The organism is Streptomyces sp. NPDC045022, from assembly GCF_056432605.1.
The window spans coordinates 37,386-52,436 of sequence record NZ_JBWKIR010000007.1 but is presented as its reverse complement, the minus strand read 5'-3'; the positions used below and the strand labels follow the sequence as shown (position 1 = coordinate 52,436).

Sequence of the window (15,051 nt, the reverse complement as noted above, 5' to 3'; positions counted from 1 at the left end):
ACCCCGCACAGGTGAGGTACCGGACGCGCGTTCAGGCGCGTCGGCGCGCCGCCTCGTACAGCACGACCCCCGCCGCCACACCGGCGTTGAGCGACTCGGCGCCGCCCGGCATCGGGATGCGGACGCGGACGTCGCACGTCTCGCCGACCAGGCGGGACAGGCCCTTGCCCTCGCTGCCGACCACGATGACGACCGGGCCCCCCAGGGCCGCCAGCTCCCCGAGTTCGGCCTCGCCGTCCGCCGCCAGGCCCACGACCGTCAGGCCGGCCTTCTTGTAGGCCTCCAGGACCCGGGTGAGGTTGGTGGCGCGGGCGACCGGCGTGCGGGCGGCCGCACCGGCGGAGGTCTTCCAGGCGCCGGCGGTCATGCCGGCCGAGCGGCGCTCGGGGACGACCACGCCGTGGCCGCCGAAGGCGGACACCGAACGCACGATGGCGCCCAGGTTGCGCGGGTCGGTGACGCCGTCCAGGGCGACGATCAGCGGCTCCTCGCCCTCGTCGTGGGCGGCCTCGGTGAGGTCCTCGGGGTGCGCGTACTCGTACGGCGGGACCTGCAGGACCAGGCCCTGGTGGTTGAGGCCGTTCGTCATGCGGTCCAGCTCGGGGCGCGGGGCCTCCATGAGGTTGATGCCGCCGCGCTCGGCGGCGAGCTGCAGGGCCTCGCGGACGCGCTCGTCGTTGTCGATGAACTGCTGGACGTAGAGGGTCGACGCCGGCACGCCCTCACGCAGTGCCTCGACCACCGGGTTGCGGCCGACGACCAGCTCGGAGGCGGACTTGCCGCCGCGGCCCCGGGCGACGGGGCGGCGTACGGCCTGCTTCGTCTTCGCGTTGGCGATGCGGTTCTTCTTGTGGCCCTTGCGCATCTCGGCCGGCGGGGTCGGCCCCCGGCCCTCCAGCCCCTTGCGCCGCTGGCCGCCACTGCCGACCTGCGCGCCCTTCTTGCCGGACATGCGACGGTTGTTCGCGGCCATGACCTACCTGTCTCTGTGGTGCGTGCGGATACGTACGTCTATGCAGTGTGCCGCCCGGGAGGCCGGGCGGCACAATCGATCACCGGATCGAAAGGGAATCAGCGGGGGCCGAGCGTCCAGCGCGGGCCCTGCGGGCTGTCCTCGATGACGAGTCCGGACTGGTTGAGCTGGTCGCGGATGGCGTCGGCGGTGGCCCAGTCCTTGCGGGCGCGGGCGGACTCGCGCTGGTCGAGGACGAGGCGTACGAGGCTGTCGACCACGCCGTGCAGGTCCTCACCCCGGTCTGCCTCACCGGCCCAGTGCGGGTCGAGCGGGTCGAGACCGAGGACGCCGAGCATCGCCCGCACCTCGGCGAGCCGCTCCACCGCGGCCTCCTTGTCGTCGGCGGCCAGCGCGCTGTTGCCCTGCCGGACGGTGGTGTGCACGACGGCGAGGGCCTGCGGGACGCCCAGGTCGTCGTCCATGGCCTCGGCGAAGGCGGGCGGGACCTCGGCGGCGGGCTCGACGACTCCCCCGGTCTTCTCCGCGACGCGCTGGACGAAGCCCTCGATCCGCGCGAACGCGGACTCGGCCTCGCGGAGCGACTCCTCGCTGTACTCGATCATCGAGCGGTAGTGCGGGGTGCCCAGGTAGTAGCGCAGCACGATCGGGCGCCACTGCTTGACCATCTCGCTGACCAGCACGCTGTTGCCGAGCGACTTGGACATCTTGTCACCGGCCATGGTGACCCAGGCGTTGTGCACCCAGTACTGGGCGAAGTCGTCGCCGTAGGCCTTGGCCTGGGCGATCTCGTTCTCGTGGTGCGGGAAGATCAGGTCCAGGCCGCCGCCGTGGATGTCGAAGGCGCTGCCCAGGTACTTGTGCGCCATCGCCGAGCACTCCAGGTGCCAGCCGGGACGGCCGGGGCCCCACGGGGTCGGCCAGGTCGGCTCGCCCGGCTTGGCGGACTTCCACAGCGCGAAGTCGCGGGGGTCCCGCTTGCCGGACTCGCCCTCGCCGGACGGCTGGAGCAGGTTGTCCAGCTCCTGCCGGGACAGCTCCAGGTAGTCCGGGAAGGAGCGCACGTCGAAGTAGACGTTGCCCTCGGCCTCGTAGGCGTGGCCGCGTTCGATGAGGCGCTGCATCATCTCGACCATCTCGGGGATGTGGCCGGTGGCGCGCGGTTCGTACGTCGGCGGGAGGCAGCCGAGGGCGTGGTAGCCCTCGTTGAACGCGCGCTCGTTCTCGTACCCGATCGCCCACCAGGGCCGGTTCTGCTCGCGGGCCTTGGCGATGATCTTGTCGTCGATGTCGGTGACGTTCCTGATGAACGTCACGGACATGCCGCGGTACTGGAACCAGCGGCGCATGATGTCGAAGTTGAGGTACGAGCGGACGTGCCCGATGTGCGGTGCCGCCTGCACGGTGGCGCCACAGAGGTAGATCGAGACACAACCCGGCGTGAGCGGGGTGAAGTCGCGGATCTGCCGGGCGCTGGTGTCGTACAGGCGAATGGTCACCACTCCAGAGTAGTGGGCGCCGGGCAGTGCCATGAGCCCACCGCGCTACGAATGCCGCGCCTCACAGCACCCCGACGACCTTGCGCGGCGTGATCCGCACGACCACCCGCTCGGCGTCGTTGGCCGACGCGGGGTTGAAGTCCGCGTACTGCTTGCCCGTGTACTTCTGGCTCAGCTCGTCGATGAGTTCCCGGCCGCCCTCGGTGGTCATCTCGGCGGTGCCGCGGATCTCGGCGTACTCGTAGGGCTGCTCCGGGTTCATGACGACTACCGTCACCCGGGGGTCGCGGTCCAGGTTCTTCTTCTTGCGGCGGTCGACCGTCGTGGAGAACAGGAGGGTGTCACCGTCACGCTTCACCCACACCGGGGACATCTGCGGGCTGCCGTCGGGCTGGACGGTGCCGACGACGATGAACACCTTCTCGTCGAGCAGGGACTTGAGCCGGTCGGACAGGGCGGCGGACATGCGTACCTCCGGAAAGCCTTGGTCAGCGGTGACTCGTCGGTGACTCTCCGGGTACCCTCGCACGCTCTCGGCTCACCCGCACCACAAGGCACTCCGGCCGGCGCCGTCAGCCCGTCCGGACCACCAGTGCCGTCGCCACCGCCATCAGGCCCTCGTCGCGGCCGGGGAAGCCGAGGCCGTCCGTGGTCGCGCCCGAGACCGACACCGGTGCGCCGGCCGCCGCGGAGAGGATCTTCTGGGCCTCGTCCCGGCGCTTGCCGATCTTCGGGCGGGGCCCGACCACCTGGACGGCGATGTTGCCGATGGTGAAGCCCGCCTCGCGGACGATTCGCGCGGCCTCGGTGAGCAGGGTGGTCCCGGAGGCGCCGGACCACTCGGGGCGGCCGGTGCCGAAGTGCTGCCCGAGGTCACCGAGCCCGGCGGCGGAGAAGAGCGCGTTGCAGGCGGCGTGCGCGACGACGTCCGCGTCGGAGTGACCGGCCAGGCCCGGTCCCTCGTCCTCCCACCGCAGGCCCGCGCACCACAGGTCGCGGCCTTCCTCGAAGGCATGGATGTCGGTGCCGATGCCGACCTGGGGCAGGAGCAGCGGCCCACCCGGCGGCAGCCGGACACCGGACGCCTCAGAAGCCATCGTTGAGCCTCCTGCGGGCCAGGACCGCCTCCGCGAGGACCAGGTCGAGGGGGCGGGTGACCTTGAAGGCCTCCTCGTGGCCGGGGACGGCCACGACCGTCAGCCCCAGCTGCTCCACCATGCTCGCGTCGTCGGTGACGTTCTCGGTGACGGTCTCGTGGGCGCGGATCAGCGTCGTGCGGTCGAAGCCCTGGGGCGTCTGCACCGCGCGCAGCCGGGCCCGCTCGGGCGTGGCGACGACCGGCTCGGGGTCGCCGGGCGCGGCCGTGGGCTCGACCTCCTTGACGGTGTCCGCGAGCGGAAGCGCGGGGACGACGGCGGGGGCGCCCTCGCGTACGGCCTCGATGACCGCGTCGACGGTGTCGACGGGGACGAGCGGGCGGGCCGCGTCATGGACGAGGACCACCGCGTACTCGGGAGGCAGGGCGGCCAGGCCGAGCCGGACCGACTCCTGGCGGGACTCCCCGCCGGGCACGACCAGGAAGTCGGTGCGCTCGGGGAGCGCGTGCGCGTCGAGCAGGGACTTGACCTCGGCCCCGCCGTCCGGCGGGGCGACGACGATCACCAGGGAGACATGGCGGGACGCGGCGAGCGCCCGGACCGCGTGGATGAGCATGGGTGTGCCGTTCAGCGCGCGCAGCGCCTTGGGGGCGCCCGGACCGAGGCGTACGCCCCGGCCGGCGGCGGGAATCACGGCGGCGACGGGGGGCTGCGCGGGCGAAGGGCGCGATTCGTCAGACATCGGTTCCTGTCAGGTTTGTGTGCTCGACCTAGGTGGGTATGGCCTGGAGGAGTGCCGGGCGCGACGCCTTGACCGGACCCTTTCCGTGACCCTGGTCGAGCCATCCGCCCGGGCCCGGCACCTCAAGTATCGGGGGCTCCCCCGAGGTGTACGGCAGGTTTCGCCCGCAGGTGTGCGACGGGCTTCACCCAACCCGGCGACCGCGATCTCCCCGGGGACGAGCATGCCGCAGCGCCCGGCGACAATCAGTGTCATCGGGCACCGCGGCATTTCACCGTGCTGAGCGTGCTGCGGGCAACGGATCGCTGCCGCCGCGTGTCAGGAGGCGAGCACCTCGTCGAGCAGGGCCTCGGCCTTGTCCTCGTTCGTGTTCTCCGCGAGGGCCAGCTCGCTCACCAGGATCTGGCGGGCCTTGGCGAGCATGCGCTTCTCACCGGCGGAGAGTCCACGCTCGCGCTCACGACGCCACAGGTCACGCACGACTTCCGCGACCTTGATGACATCGCCGGAGGCGAGCTTCTCCAGATTTGCCTTGTAGCGACGGGACCAGTTCGTGGGCTCCTCGGCATACGGCGCGCGCAGCACCTCGAAGACCCGGTCCAGCCCGTCCTGACCGACCACATCACGCACGCCGACGAACTCCGCATTGTCCGCTGGCACACGTACCGTCAGGTCACCCTGGGCGACCTTCAGCACCAAGTAGGTCTTGTCCACGCCTTTGATCTGGCGAGTTTCGATAGCCTCGATCAGCGCGGCCCCGTGATGGGGATAGACCACGGTGTCGCCAACCTTGAACGTCATGTGACAGGTACCCCTTCCGTGGCTATCCAGGGTAACACGGATACGGCGTCTTCTGAATGGCGTTTTCGCAGGTCAGGGCATATCTCGGGGCTTGACAACAGCAACCGGAACGTGCTGCGAGGGGCCTGCGGAAGCGGGTATTCGCAGGTCGGAGGGGCTCTCCGGGCGGGGCGAAACACGTACGTCACACGCCTCGGGAGCCCACTCCAAGTGGATGAACGTCCCGATTTGTCCGGTTCCAAGCGTACGACTTCCGCTACTCCGTTCGGTGACCGGAGGCGGATGTGAGCCGTTTCCGAAATTGATCAACGACGGCCGGAGGGGTGACCCCTGATCGATATCCGAGGTGGCCGCGCATTCCTTCACGGAAAATTTCCGGGCCGTGTTGCGAACGTCTTGCCCGGCGTCTTGGGAGCGCCTTGCGTCGCCTTATGTGAATGGCGGACGAGCGCCCCCGCAATGTGACAGCGGAGTCACCGGGGCCGGCCGGGGTACCCCCACCTGGTGGGAAGCCCGGTGCTTGGGGGAGGGTCGGGTGCGGTCGCCCGGGAACGGCTCGGTAACCTAAGGCCGCTGACAGACACTTAGGGTGGCTTTACAAGAGAGCCGCCCGCGCGTTCAAGGAGTTGCCGCCGCCGTGAGCAGCAGCCTTCGACGCGGCGCCCTCGCCGCCTCCGCCATCGTCTTCTCGATCGCCTCGCTCGCCGCATGTGGCGCCGGCAACAACGCCCAGACCCTGCAGGTCAAGCCGGACAACGCGGCGACCACCGTCGGGGACATCAAGATCCAGAACGCCGTGATCATCACCCAGCCGGACCTGAAGTCGACGGGCCCGGCCGCGATCTCCGCGACCGTGTTCAACTCCGGCACCCAGGACCAGACCCTCCAGTCGATCACCGTGGCCGGCGGCACGTCCGCCCAGCTGAAGCCGGCCAAGGGGCGGAGCCTGACCGTTCCGGCCGGTGGTTCGCTGGTCATCGGCGGCAAGGACAACGCCTCCGCGATGCTGCCCAGCGGCCGTGAGGCCGTCCAGGACGGCAACGCCCAGAAGGTCACCTTCACCTTCAGCAGGACCGGCCAGGTCAGCCTGCGTGCCTTCGTGGTCCCGGCCACCGGCTACTTCGGCCCGTGGGGCCCTTCCGAGGTCCCGTCCGCCTCCGCCTCCGCCTCGACGTCCGCCACCGGAGCCCCGGGTGCGAACGCGTCCAGCAGCGGCAAGCCGGCGAAGGGCGGCAAGACGACCCCGTCGTCCGGCGCCTCCGGCGAGGCCGTCATCCCGAGCGACTCGGCCTCGCAGTCGGCCGCCGGTCACTGAGCGGCCGTGAGCACGCGAGGGCGGCACCCCGGCCGGGGTGCCGCCCTTGGTCGTACGCGTGGCTCGGCGTCGTACGCGTGGCTCGGCGCAAGCGGATCGCGGGCCGTGACCGCGCCCCGCTCTACGGCTCGAACTTGTAGCCCAGCCCTCGCACCGTCACCAGGTAGCGCGGGGCACCCGGGTCCGGTTCGATCTTGGCGCGCAGGCGCTTGACGTGGACGTCCAGGGTCTTGGTGTCACCGACGTAGTCGGCGCCCCAGACGCGGTCGATGAGCTGCATGCGGGTCAGGACGCGGCCCGCGTTGCGCAGCAGCATCTCCAGGAGATCGAACTCCTTCAGGGGAAGGTCGACCTTGGAGCCGGCGACCGTGACCACGTGACGGTCGACGTCCATGCGGACCGGGCCGGCCTCCAGGGCGGCCGGGGTCACCTCCTCCGGCTCGCCGCGGCGGCGCAGCACCGCGCGGATGCGGGCGACCAGCTCACGGGAGGAGAAGGGCTTGGTGACGTAGTCGTCGGCTCCTATTTCGAGACCGACCACCTTGTCGATCTCGCTGTCCTTCGCGGTCACCATGATCACGGGGACGTTGGAGCGGCCGCGCAGCTGGCGGCACACCTCCGTACCGGGCAGACCCGGCAGCATCAGGTCGAGGAGGACGAGGTCGGCGCCGTTGCGCTCGAACTCGTCGAGTCCGTCGGGGCCGGTCGCCGCCACGGCGACCTCGAAGCCCTCCTTGCGGAGCATGTATGAGAGGGCGTCGGAGAAGGACTCCTCGTCCTCGACGACGAGCACTCGGGTCACGGAAGGACCTCCGGGGCGGGAAGCGGATCGTACGGGGATGACTCGGTGATCCCGGCCTCGTCGTCGAGGTCGGGGTGCTGCTGGGCGCGGTCGCGGGCCGCACCCGCCTCCGGCAGCCGCAGAGTGAACGTGGAGCCCTGGCCTTCGGCGCTCCACACCGTGACCTCCCCGCCGTGCGAGGCGACCACGTGCTTGACGATCGCGAGACCCAGGCCGGTGCCACCGGTGGCCCGGGAGCGGGCCGGGTCGACGCGGTAGAAGCGCTCGAAGATGCGCTCCTTGTCCCTGTCCGAGATGCCGATGCCCTGGTCGGTGACGGCGAGTTCGATCATGTCGCCGCCGGGCACGGAGAGCCTGCGGGCGGCTATGCCGACGCGGGTGCGGGCCGGGGAGTAGTTCACGGCGTTCTCGACGAGGTTGCCGAGGGCGGCGGCCAGCTGGCCCCGGTTCCCCCAGACGTGCAGGTCGGCCGTGCCGCCGGCGGCCATGGTGATCTGTTTCGCGCCCGCCTGGTGGCGGCAGCGGTCGATGGCCTCGGCGACCAGTTCGTCCACGCGGATCGGCTCGGCGTCCTCGAGGGGGTCGTCGTTCTGCACCCTCGACAGATCGATCAGCTCCTGGACCAGGTTGGTCAGGCGGGTCGCCTCGATCTGCATGCGGCCCGCGAAGCGCTGCACGGCCTCGGGGTCGTCCGAGGCGTCCATGACGGCCTCGGAGAGCAGGGAGAGCGCGCCGACGGGTGTCTTCAGCTCGTGACTGACATTGGCCACGAAGTCGCGTCGTACGGCCTCGATACGGCGGGCCTCCGTCAGGTCCTCGACCAGCAGCAGGACCAGGCGGGAGCCGAGCGGGGCCACGCGCGCGGAGACGGCGAGGGCCTCGCCACGTCCGGTGCCGCGCCGGGGCAGGTCCAGCTCGACCTGACGTATCTCGCCGTCCCGACGAGTGTCCCGGGCCATCTGGAGCATGGGTTCGACGGCGAGCTTGCCGCCGCGGACCAGCCCGAGGGCGTAGGCGGCGGAGCTGGCCTTGACGACGGCGTCGGCCTCGTCGAGGACGACGGCCGAGGAGCGGAGCACGGACAACACGGTGTCCACGCCGGGCGGGAGTACGGGATCGGTGTGCAAGGAAGTCCTGGTGGGTCGCTTCTGGTCGCGTTCGCTCCAGCGGAACGCCAGCATGGCGATGACGCCGGTGAGCACCCCGGCGATCGCTGCCGCTGCGGCGACCGCCGCGTTCACGTCCATGCCTCCAGGTTAGGCATGGGGTACGACATGACCACAGCCGTCCGCGTGCGACCTCGAACACTCGTCGCCCAGAGTTCACCTTGGAGCCAGTACTGGTTCATTTGGGGTGGCAGAAACGGACGCGTAGGGGGCAGAACGTGGGAGCGTGGGGAACGTGGGGGTTCGCACCGCCGGCTGCGCCCGGCGCGAGGTTCACGGCCCCCGGCACCCCCGAAGCACACGTACGAGAGGGAACCCTGATGCGGGACGCGTACCACGAGGAACTTGACTCGATCGGCGACGGACTGGTGGAGATGGCCCGGCTGGTCGGGTCGGCGATCGGGCGCGCCACGACCGCCATCCTCGATGCCGACCTGAAGCTGGCCGAGAGCGTCATCGAGGCGGACCAGAAGGTCGACGAGCTCCAGCACGACCTGGAGGCCCGGGCGATAGCCCTGCTCGCCCGCCAGCAGCCGGTGGCGACGGACCTGCGTATCGTCGTCACCTCGCTCCGCATGTCCGCCGACCTCGAGCGTTCCGGCGACCTCGCCCAGCACGTGGCGAAGCTCGCCCGGCTGCGCTTCCCGGCGCGGGCGGTGCCGCAGGACCTGCACGCCACCATCCTGGAGATGGGCCAGCTCGCCCAGCGCCTGATGGCCAAGGCCGCCGAGGTGATCATCACGAAGGACGTGGACCTCGCGCTCCAGCTGGAGCAGGACGACGACGAGATGGACCTGCTGCACCGCACCCTCTTCCAGCACCTGATCGACGACCGCTGGAAGCACGGCATCGAGACCGCCGTCGACGTCACCCTGCTCGGCCGCTACTACGAGCGGTACGCCGACCACGCCGTCGCCGTCGCCAAGCGCGTGGTCTACCTGGTCACGGGTGAGCACGCGGACGAGCTGCAGCAGGACATCCAGCCGGTGACCGGGGTCGAGGGCGCGTAACCCCTGCGGTGCCGGGGCTCGCACGACGCCGGGCAGGGCGCGCGGACGCCTCCGTGCGCCGTTGATGCGCCCAGCGGAACGGGCATGCAATGGGCGAGGGCATCCCTGCCCCAGCGTCCAGGAGGGACCCATGGCCGAATCGCCCAGCACCACGCCCGACCCCACGCAGGAGCGCGAGACCGAGCAGCCCGCCGAGATCAGGAGTCTTCCGCTGTTCGCCGCGTGCGGCTGCGGCTCGGGTTGCGGCTGCGGATGCCAGTCGGGCAACCCCTGCCAGTGCGGCTGACGGTACCAGCGCGCGTCGAGGGGCCGGTGTGACTCGAGTTCACAACGGCCCCTCGTCGTACCGGATGCCCTTGCCGGGCGCCGGGCGCAGCATGGAGGGGAGCCGGTGAGAAGGAGATGTGAGGCCATGGCCAGATACATGGACGTCCACCACGGGATGAAGGGCATCTCGGCCGACCAGCTGCTACAGGCGCACCAGGCCGACCTCGCCATCGAGCAGGAGGAGGGCGTGCACTTCGAGAGTGCCTGGGCGGATCCGGAGTCCGGGCTCGTCTTCTGCCTCTCCGAGGCGCCCTCGGCCGAGGCCGTCCAGCGCATCCACGAGCGTGCCGGACACCGGGCGGACGAGGTGCATCCGATACCACTGTCGGTCTGAGCGGTACGGCACTGCGGCACAGCGGGCCGCTGCGGAGGCCCTGCCGGCGGTGCGACGCGCGCGCTCCTGTCGTTCGACAGGGCGTCCCGCTCCCGCTGATCCGGTAAGGGCGTCCGTGTTCTCCCCAGCCGGGGGCGTCCGTGTCACCGCCCGCAACCGCCGCCCCCGCTCCGGCCTGCGCCGCCGTGACCGTCCGGTTCCGGGTGGAAGCGGAGCTTGCGGGCCAGCACTTCGCGGGCCAGTTGACTGACCGTACGGCCCTCGGCGAAGGCGCGGGCCCGCAACCGGTCCAGCGCCTGCTCGGGATCCACGTCCAGCTGCACCATCACCATGCCGACCGCCTGGTGGACCTCGGTGTGATCGGCCTCGGAGGCCGCCACCCAGGACGCCACCTCGTCCCCCGCCCCTTCTTCCGCGCCGGCGGGGGCGGTGACCTGCAGGTCCAGCAGCGCGTACGTCACCGCGTCGCGCACCCAGAGCGCGGTTCGCAGATCCCGTTCCACGAGTCCGCCCACATGGTCGCTGTGCAGGTCGACGGTGCCGATCACGGCGCCGCCGACGCCGAGCGGCAGGGAGAACACGGCGCGGACGCCGAGCGCGACGGCCTCGTGCGCGAAGATCGGCCAGCGACGGGCGTCGGGGCCCTGGGTGAGGTCGGCCGCGATGACCGGGGCGCCCCGGTCGAGGGCGGTCTGGCAGGGGCCGTCGCCCACGGTGTACTGCAGCTCGGCCAGCCGGGCGGCGACCCGGTCACTGGCGCACCAGGTGATGCGGACGCCCTTGCCGCCGCAGATCGACAGCGAGGAACCCGTGACCGGCAGCAGCCGTACGCACGCCTCGCACAGCGCGCCCGGCACCCGCTGGGGGTCGTCGGCGCGCCGGACGGCGGCGGCCAGCGTCTCGTTGACCTGCAGCCGCGCCTCCGCGTCGGGCGGCACACCCCCATCGGCCGGCGACTCGGACTCCCCGGGCGGCATGGTCATCACCCCCATCGTGGCGCGCGATCAGCGGACCACCGCGATTCCCGTGAGACCCGCCTGGTCCCGGCCGATGCGCGTCCCGAGTTCCCACCCCGGCGAAAGTAACTGCGGGTTTCTGCCACGGGCCCGGAATTCGTCGACCCGGCACTACGGCACGGTTCACCGCCTCTGGCGGAGGGTGCCGGTTCCGTAGGGTGTGCCGCTGTCCGGGTGCTCCTCGGGCGCCGGATCGCGTACGGGGTGGGCGCGGCGCCGGCTGCACGCGCCGAACGCCTCGAAGTTCCGGCATGCCTGGCGCAGGCTGAGGTCATGGTCGGGGCCGCCGTGCACCTCGTCGGCATCGTGCTCGTCCTGGCCGTCGTCCTCCCAGCGGCAGACCCGGCAGGTCTCGAACGTTCCACGTTCGGCCAGGGTGACGAAGCCACAGCACGGACAGCGGTACGGGCCGTCCTCGACGCTCCCACGGACACTCATGAAGGTCATCCCCGCATCCTGGGTCGCAGGGGGCCGCGGGGCCACCGAGTTCTCCGGCGCACCGAACGGTCCTCGGGCGGAACGACGTGCGCCGTGGGTCTTCCCGGCCGGGAGGGCGTCTGTCAGAGCCGGGATCATGAAGGACACACGAAGACAGGAGGCCGGGCCTGTTCTTGCCCGGCAGCCCTTGCGGGGAGCGGGTGACCCGCCCCGAGCGCTCGTTGGCTTCCGGCCGCGTGGCGCTCGCCCACGAGCCACAGCACCTCGTGGAGGTCTTCGGCGCTGTCGCGGGCGAGGCGTAGTGCGAGCGGACCCTGGCTGAGGGGCTAAGCCGCCTTGGGTCGCGCCGTGCGCGTGCCCGGAGCCGGCTCCTGTTCGTCCTCGGGCAGGAAGGTGTCGTCCTCCCCGAAGTCCGGGGCCTGGAAGGGGTTTGTGGTCGGAGGCGGCAATGCTGCGGTGGAGCAGCGGGGTTGCCCTTCCAGAGCGGAGAACAGCGACGTCGAACTGATGAGAGGTCTCTCTTTCGTTACAGGCCCCTGACGGGGCCTGGTGTGCCGTGACCGGGCACAGCGGTCTACAGCTTGGCCATCTTGGCGTACGGGCTCAAGATCCGCATTTGTGCCGAGCCGAAATCCACGAGTACCGCGATTCCGTCCTCGATGCCGATCACCCGGCCGAGGCCGTACATGTCGTGTGTGACCTGGTCGCCCACAGCGAAGTGCTTCGGAGCCGGGGGGACCGGGGCCTTGAAGGGGCTGGTGGGCAGATGACGCTTGGGTGCAGCAGGCTTAGTCATTGCCCCCAGTATGCGCCTAGGAGCCTCCCATTCGCTGTGGCCGTCCACGTTCGTTGCTCGACACAGACCCGGAAGGCAACAGCCGCTCCGGGAGAGAGGCTGGGGGCCCATGCCACTGACCTGGGTCTTCGAGACCTGGCGAGGCGGCCGGAAAGGCACGGTTGTGGCGCGAATCTCAGCCACCGACAGTCAACCACGGTGGGGCCCACCGACCGATCGGGCACGCGTACGCTCCGCCACCCCACGGCCTCAGCCACGCCACCGGCTCGGCGTTCCAGCGGTCCGAATCCGGCATACACCACTTCTGAGCCACTGACCCGTGAAACTGAATCTTCGCTTGATGCTTGGGCTGCTTCCCTGCGAGCGACTCGTCTACCGACCGCTCAAAGGCCGGTGGTGAACTCGACGCCGACGGCGTCGCGGAGTCGGAGAGCACCGAAGAAGCCCGAGTATGGCTTGATGCCCCATCGGGACTGCACCACAGTCGCGGTACCCGCGACGGTCTGGTCGTCTCGGCGCTGCGCCTCCAGGCGGAGCGGATGGGTCTGCCCCAGCAGAGTCAGGTCTCCCTCAATGGTTGCCCTGTCGTCGTGGAGTTCCACGCCCGTGGAGGTGAAGATCGCATATGGGTGGCGATCGACCTGCAGCAGCTTGTCCATGGTTTGCCGGATCTGTTGCTTGTCGCTGTCGCTGAGCGGCTTGACCCCGCCGGTGCCCTCCAGGACCTTCAGTGCGCGCAGGTCCACGCGTACCGACACGGCCGGCTCGGTCTCGGGGTCTGCGGGCACTGTGACGCGGCCTTCCCATTCGGTGGCCTCGATGAGCAGGTCGTGTCCGACCCTGGCGGCCACGCCTTGACGAGCGGTATGTACCAGCAATCGCCCGACCTGCTGGCCGATCTCGTACTCGCCCGCTGCTATGGCCACGGCTTCAGCCTACGCTTCGCCATCGGCTACAACATCGGGGGCCAACGGCTGACCACCGCCTCAGGAGCTCGATCGCTACTCGGCGCTGCCCGGGAGCCAGGACATCTCCATCCGGCTCGGCTCCGTGCGGGGCGTGCTCGCCCGGCGTCGGCGGTACCTGCTCGACGGGCGACCGGAACATCGGCACGCCAGGCGGCACGTTCGCCCTGTGGGCCCACGCCCCAGCCAAGATCGCCATCCCGACGGCCCCTCTGATCGTCTTCAACATCCGCGTCCGCCACTGGCTTTTTATCCAGGCCAGCAGGGCACCGACTCCCGCTGACCTGCGGTCGGGCGGTCATGGTTGGTCGTTGCTGGCCGTTGCTTGTCACCCTCGGAGGGCCCAGAGAGGGCCCAGCGATGTCGCCGCGGCCCCTCAGTCACAGGCCGGGCTGGGCACGATGATCGGTTCGGATACTGTCCGAGCGAGGAGACTCCACCAGGGGGATGGGATGAACGCGGAGACCGTCACCGCGATATGCGCGGTCGTGATTGCTGTCGCGTCGCTGGTCGTCTCGGTCTACCAGACGCACGCCATGCGACAACACAACCGCCACTCGGTACGCCCGATACTCCAGCTACACCGCGGCTGGCCGACGGGAGGCAGAGCAGGGATCCGGCTCATCAACTCCGGACTTGGACCGGCGGTCATCGTCGACAGCACGCTCACCGTCGATGACGAAGTGATCGGCTCCTGGAACGCACCCGGTGTCGACCGCGTCCGCGACCGCCTGTCGGTGCGCCCATCCGCTGTGACCTTCAACCCAGGAGAGGTCATCGCCACCGACTATGAACAGTACTTGTTGAGTGTCGCGAGCTACGACCCGCAGAACCACACCGAAATCGAGGCCCTGATCAATCGGCGGCTCACACTCAAGATCCGCTACGAGTCCCTGTATGGCGGCGAGAATTACACAGCCGTCCTACGCCCCACCCGTTGACAGAGGCACTCCGGCGATGGCGCCGATCATTGTGTTAGAGGTTGTTAGAAGGCGCTTTGCGAGTTGAGTTTCATCCACGTACTGACCTGCATCTCTTCCTCAAGTGAGGAAGCTTTGCAGCCGGTCTTCCACACGCATTCGACAAGTACTCGGTTCCCCGAAGGTCTGCGTTAGGGAAGCTCGTTGCAGTACTGCGCTTGGAGTGCGACCGTGCCGGCAGTGCTCGGGTCTGCGACGGCTGCCAGTTGGCCTTTGAAGGCTTCGACGTCATCACTCGACGCAAGCGGCGCTGCGTCCGCGGCGGTCTCCGCTTGAGTTCGCGCCCTCAGTCCGCCGTCTCGGCCCAACTCTTTGGCCGACTCGCACACCGTCTCCCGGTTCGGTTTGCCCCCGTCACCGGTTTCAAGCCGGCAAACCGAGTCAGAGACCATCTTCAGGCCCTGAGCCTGCTTCACGATCTTTCCGGCAGCGGTCAGCGCAGCGTCGCTCAGAGATACCGCGCTCACAAGTAAGTTGCCCGACTTGGATAGTGCCTCATTGGCCTTGGCCGAGGCCGCGCAGGCCGCAACGGTAGGTGAGGCAGAGGGCGCCGGATGGGCCGCTGACGCGGGTTCGGCTCTGGAGGGCTCGTGCCCAGATGACGGTGCTGGCGAACAGCCTGCGGCGCAAGCCGCAGTGAGCAACGCGACTGTGACCAACCGACGCACCGGTGCACTCCTGAAGGAGATTTTTCTTTGTAAGCCAGCCGTACTTGGGTCGTTCAGTGCTGCACAGGCGTCAGGACTCCGTGCAGCATCTGTCGCCATCGCACCCCGTTAGAGTATTGGCC

General features: G+C 69.8%; 17 protein-coding genes. 5 read left to right on the top strand and 12 right to left on the bottom strand.

Annotated features, from left to right (window positions below; all coding sequences use genetic code 11):
• Positions 1–31: 31 nt before the first annotated feature.
• The 6 genes from rlmB to AC07C1_RS14885 all read right to left on the bottom strand — a co-directional run bounded on the left by rlmB (position 32) and on the right by AC07C1_RS14885 (position 5,112).
• On the bottom strand, positions 32–973 hold the full coding sequence (rlmB, locus tag AC07C1_RS14910) for a 23S rRNA (guanosine(2251)-2'-O)-methyltransferase RlmB (RefSeq protein WP_478939090.1): 942 nt from the start codon (positions 971–973) through the stop codon (positions 32–34).
• 98 nt (positions 974–1,071) lie between these two features.
• On the bottom strand, positions 1,072–2,472 hold the full coding sequence (gene cysS, locus AC07C1_RS14905; RefSeq protein WP_478939089.1) for a cysteine--tRNA ligase: 1,401 nt from the start codon (positions 2,470–2,472) through the stop codon (positions 1,072–1,074).
• Positions 2,473–2,533: 61 nt separating this feature from the next.
• Positions 2,534–2,938 (bottom strand): PPOX class F420-dependent oxidoreductase, encoded by a 405-nt coding sequence (locus AC07C1_RS14900; RefSeq protein WP_478939088.1) that lies wholly within the window; start codon positions 2,936–2,938, stop codon positions 2,534–2,536.
• A gap of 106 nt (positions 2,939–3,044) precedes the next feature.
• Positions 3,045–3,569, bottom strand: coding sequence for a 2-C-methyl-D-erythritol 2,4-cyclodiphosphate synthase (gene ispF, locus AC07C1_RS14895; protein ID WP_478939087.1), 525 nt, complete (start codon positions 3,567–3,569; stop codon positions 3,045–3,047).
• Positions 3,559–4,311: a 2-C-methyl-D-erythritol 4-phosphate cytidylyltransferase gene (ispD, locus tag AC07C1_RS14890; RefSeq protein ID WP_478939086.1), complete on the bottom strand. Its 753-nt coding sequence runs from the start codon at positions 4,309–4,311 to the stop codon at positions 3,559–3,561. Before ispD ends, ispF begins: the two co-directional genes overlap by 11 nt.
• Before the next feature lie 318 nt (positions 4,312–4,629).
• Positions 4,630–5,112 (bottom strand): CarD family transcriptional regulator, encoded by a 483-nt coding sequence (locus AC07C1_RS14885; protein WP_003953493.1) that lies wholly within the window; start codon positions 5,110–5,112, stop codon positions 4,630–4,632.
• A gap of 637 nt (positions 5,113–5,749) precedes the next feature.
• Between AC07C1_RS14885 and AC07C1_RS14880 the strand changes: the two genes are divergently transcribed.
• On the top strand, positions 5,750–6,427 hold the full coding sequence (locus tag AC07C1_RS14880) for a copper chaperone PCu(A)C domain-containing protein (protein WP_478939085.1): 678 nt from the start codon (positions 5,750–5,752) through the stop codon (positions 6,425–6,427).
• A gap of 121 nt (positions 6,428–6,548) precedes the next feature.
• Here the strand turns inward: AC07C1_RS14880 and phoP are convergent, their stop codons facing one another.
• Positions 6,549–7,220, bottom strand: coding sequence for a two-component system response regulator PhoP (phoP, locus tag AC07C1_RS14875; RefSeq protein WP_466437636.1), 672 nt, complete (start codon positions 7,218–7,220; stop codon positions 6,549–6,551).
• Positions 7,221–7,225: 5 nt separating this feature from the next.
• Positions 7,226–8,476: a two-component system sensor histidine kinase PhoR gene (gene phoR, locus AC07C1_RS14870; protein WP_478939084.1), complete on the bottom strand. Its 1,251-nt coding sequence runs from the start codon at positions 8,474–8,476 to the stop codon at positions 7,226–7,228.
• 239 nt (positions 8,477–8,715) lie between these two features.
• Between phoR and phoU the strand changes: the two genes are divergently transcribed.
• The 3 genes from phoU (at position 8,716) to AC07C1_RS14855 (ending at position 10,066) form a co-directional block, all read left to right on the top strand.
• Positions 8,716–9,405 (top strand): phosphate signaling complex protein PhoU, encoded by a 690-nt coding sequence (phoU, locus tag AC07C1_RS14865; RefSeq protein WP_478939083.1) that lies wholly within the window; start codon positions 8,716–8,718, stop codon positions 9,403–9,405.
• A 130-nt stretch (positions 9,406–9,535) separates the two neighbouring features.
• The gene (locus tag AC07C1_RS14860; protein ID WP_478939082.1) at positions 9,536–9,691 is read left to right on the top strand and encodes a hypothetical protein; all 156 of its coding nucleotides are present in this window, start codon (positions 9,536–9,538) and stop codon (positions 9,689–9,691) included.
• 126 nt (positions 9,692–9,817) lie between these two features.
• Entirely contained in the window at positions 9,818–10,066 is a 249-nt protein-coding gene (locus AC07C1_RS14855) for an SCO4226 family nickel-binding protein (RefSeq protein ID WP_478939081.1), read from the top strand.
• A gap of 143 nt (positions 10,067–10,209) precedes the next feature.
• Here AC07C1_RS14855 and AC07C1_RS14850 read toward each other — a convergent pair whose 3' ends face one another.
• The 4 genes from AC07C1_RS14850 to AC07C1_RS14835 all read right to left on the bottom strand — a co-directional run bounded on the left by AC07C1_RS14850 (position 10,210) and on the right by AC07C1_RS14835 (position 13,242).
• Positions 10,210–11,049, bottom strand: coding sequence for a GAF and ANTAR domain-containing protein (locus tag AC07C1_RS14850; RefSeq protein ID WP_478939080.1), 840 nt, complete (start codon positions 11,047–11,049; stop codon positions 10,210–10,212).
• 156 nt (positions 11,050–11,205) lie between these two features.
• Complete coding sequence (locus tag AC07C1_RS14845) at positions 11,206–11,529, bottom strand: CPCC family cysteine-rich protein (protein WP_478939079.1); 324 nt, start codon at positions 11,527–11,529, stop codon at positions 11,206–11,208.
• Positions 11,530–12,094: 565 nt separating this feature from the next.
• On the bottom strand, positions 12,095–12,316 hold the full coding sequence (locus tag AC07C1_RS14840) for a CarD family transcriptional regulator (RefSeq protein ID WP_478939078.1): 222 nt from the start codon (positions 12,314–12,316) through the stop codon (positions 12,095–12,097).
• Between the two features lie 383 nt (positions 12,317–12,699).
• Entirely contained in the window at positions 12,700–13,242 is a 543-nt protein-coding gene (locus AC07C1_RS14835; RefSeq protein ID WP_478939077.1) for a YceI family protein, read from the bottom strand.
• Between the two features lie 491 nt (positions 13,243–13,733).
• On the opposite strand from AC07C1_RS14835, the gene AC07C1_RS14830 reads away from it, so the two are divergent.
• Entirely contained in the window at positions 13,734–14,222 is a 489-nt protein-coding gene (locus AC07C1_RS14830; RefSeq protein ID WP_478939076.1) for a hypothetical protein, read from the top strand.
• Positions 14,223–15,051: the final 829 nt, after the last annotated feature.

What these genes read in the sequence shown, in the direction of transcription:
- rlmB (WP_478939090.1), bottom strand. Translation starts at nt 973, where the DNA reads ATGGCCGCGAACAACCGTCGCATGTCCGGCAAGAAGGGCGCGCAGGTC.
- AC07C1_RS14900 (WP_478939088.1), bottom strand. Translation starts at nt 2,938, where the DNA reads ATGTCCGCCGCCCTGTCCGACCGGCTCAAGTCCCTGCTCGACGAGAAG.
- ispF (WP_478939087.1), bottom strand. Translation starts at nt 3,569, where the DNA reads ATGGCTTCTGAGGCGTCCGGTGTCCGGCTGCCGCCGGGTGGGCCGCTG.
- ispD (WP_478939086.1), bottom strand. Translation starts at nt 4,311, where the DNA reads ATGTCTGACGAATCGCGCCCTTCGCCCGCGCAGCCCCCCGTCGCCGCC.
- AC07C1_RS14885 (WP_003953493.1), bottom strand. Translation starts at nt 5,112, where the DNA reads ATGACGTTCAAGGTTGGCGACACCGTGGTCTATCCCCATCACGGGGCC.
- phoR (WP_478939084.1), bottom strand. Translation starts at nt 8,476, where the DNA reads ATGGACGTGAACGCGGCGGTCGCCGCAGCGGCAGCGATCGCCGGGGTG.
- phoU (WP_478939083.1), top strand. Translation starts at nt 8,716, where the DNA reads ATGCGGGACGCGTACCACGAGGAACTTGACTCGATCGGCGACGGACTG.
- AC07C1_RS14860 (WP_478939082.1), top strand. Translation starts at nt 9,536, where the DNA reads ATGGCCGAATCGCCCAGCACCACGCCCGACCCCACGCAGGAGCGCGAG.
- AC07C1_RS14855 (WP_478939081.1), top strand. Translation starts at nt 9,818, where the DNA reads ATGGCCAGATACATGGACGTCCACCACGGGATGAAGGGCATCTCGGCC.
- AC07C1_RS14850 (WP_478939080.1), bottom strand. Translation starts at nt 11,049, where the DNA reads ATGACCATGCCGCCCGGGGAGTCCGAGTCGCCGGCCGATGGGGGTGTG.
- AC07C1_RS14845 (WP_478939079.1), bottom strand. Translation starts at nt 11,529, where the DNA reads ATGACCTTCATGAGTGTCCGTGGGAGCGTCGAGGACGGCCCGTACCGC.
- AC07C1_RS14840 (WP_478939078.1), bottom strand. Translation starts at nt 12,316, where the DNA reads ATGACTAAGCCTGCTGCACCCAAGCGTCATCTGCCCACCAGCCCCTTC.
- AC07C1_RS14830 (WP_478939076.1), top strand. Translation starts at nt 13,734, where the DNA reads ATGAACGCGGAGACCGTCACCGCGATATGCGCGGTCGTGATTGCTGTC.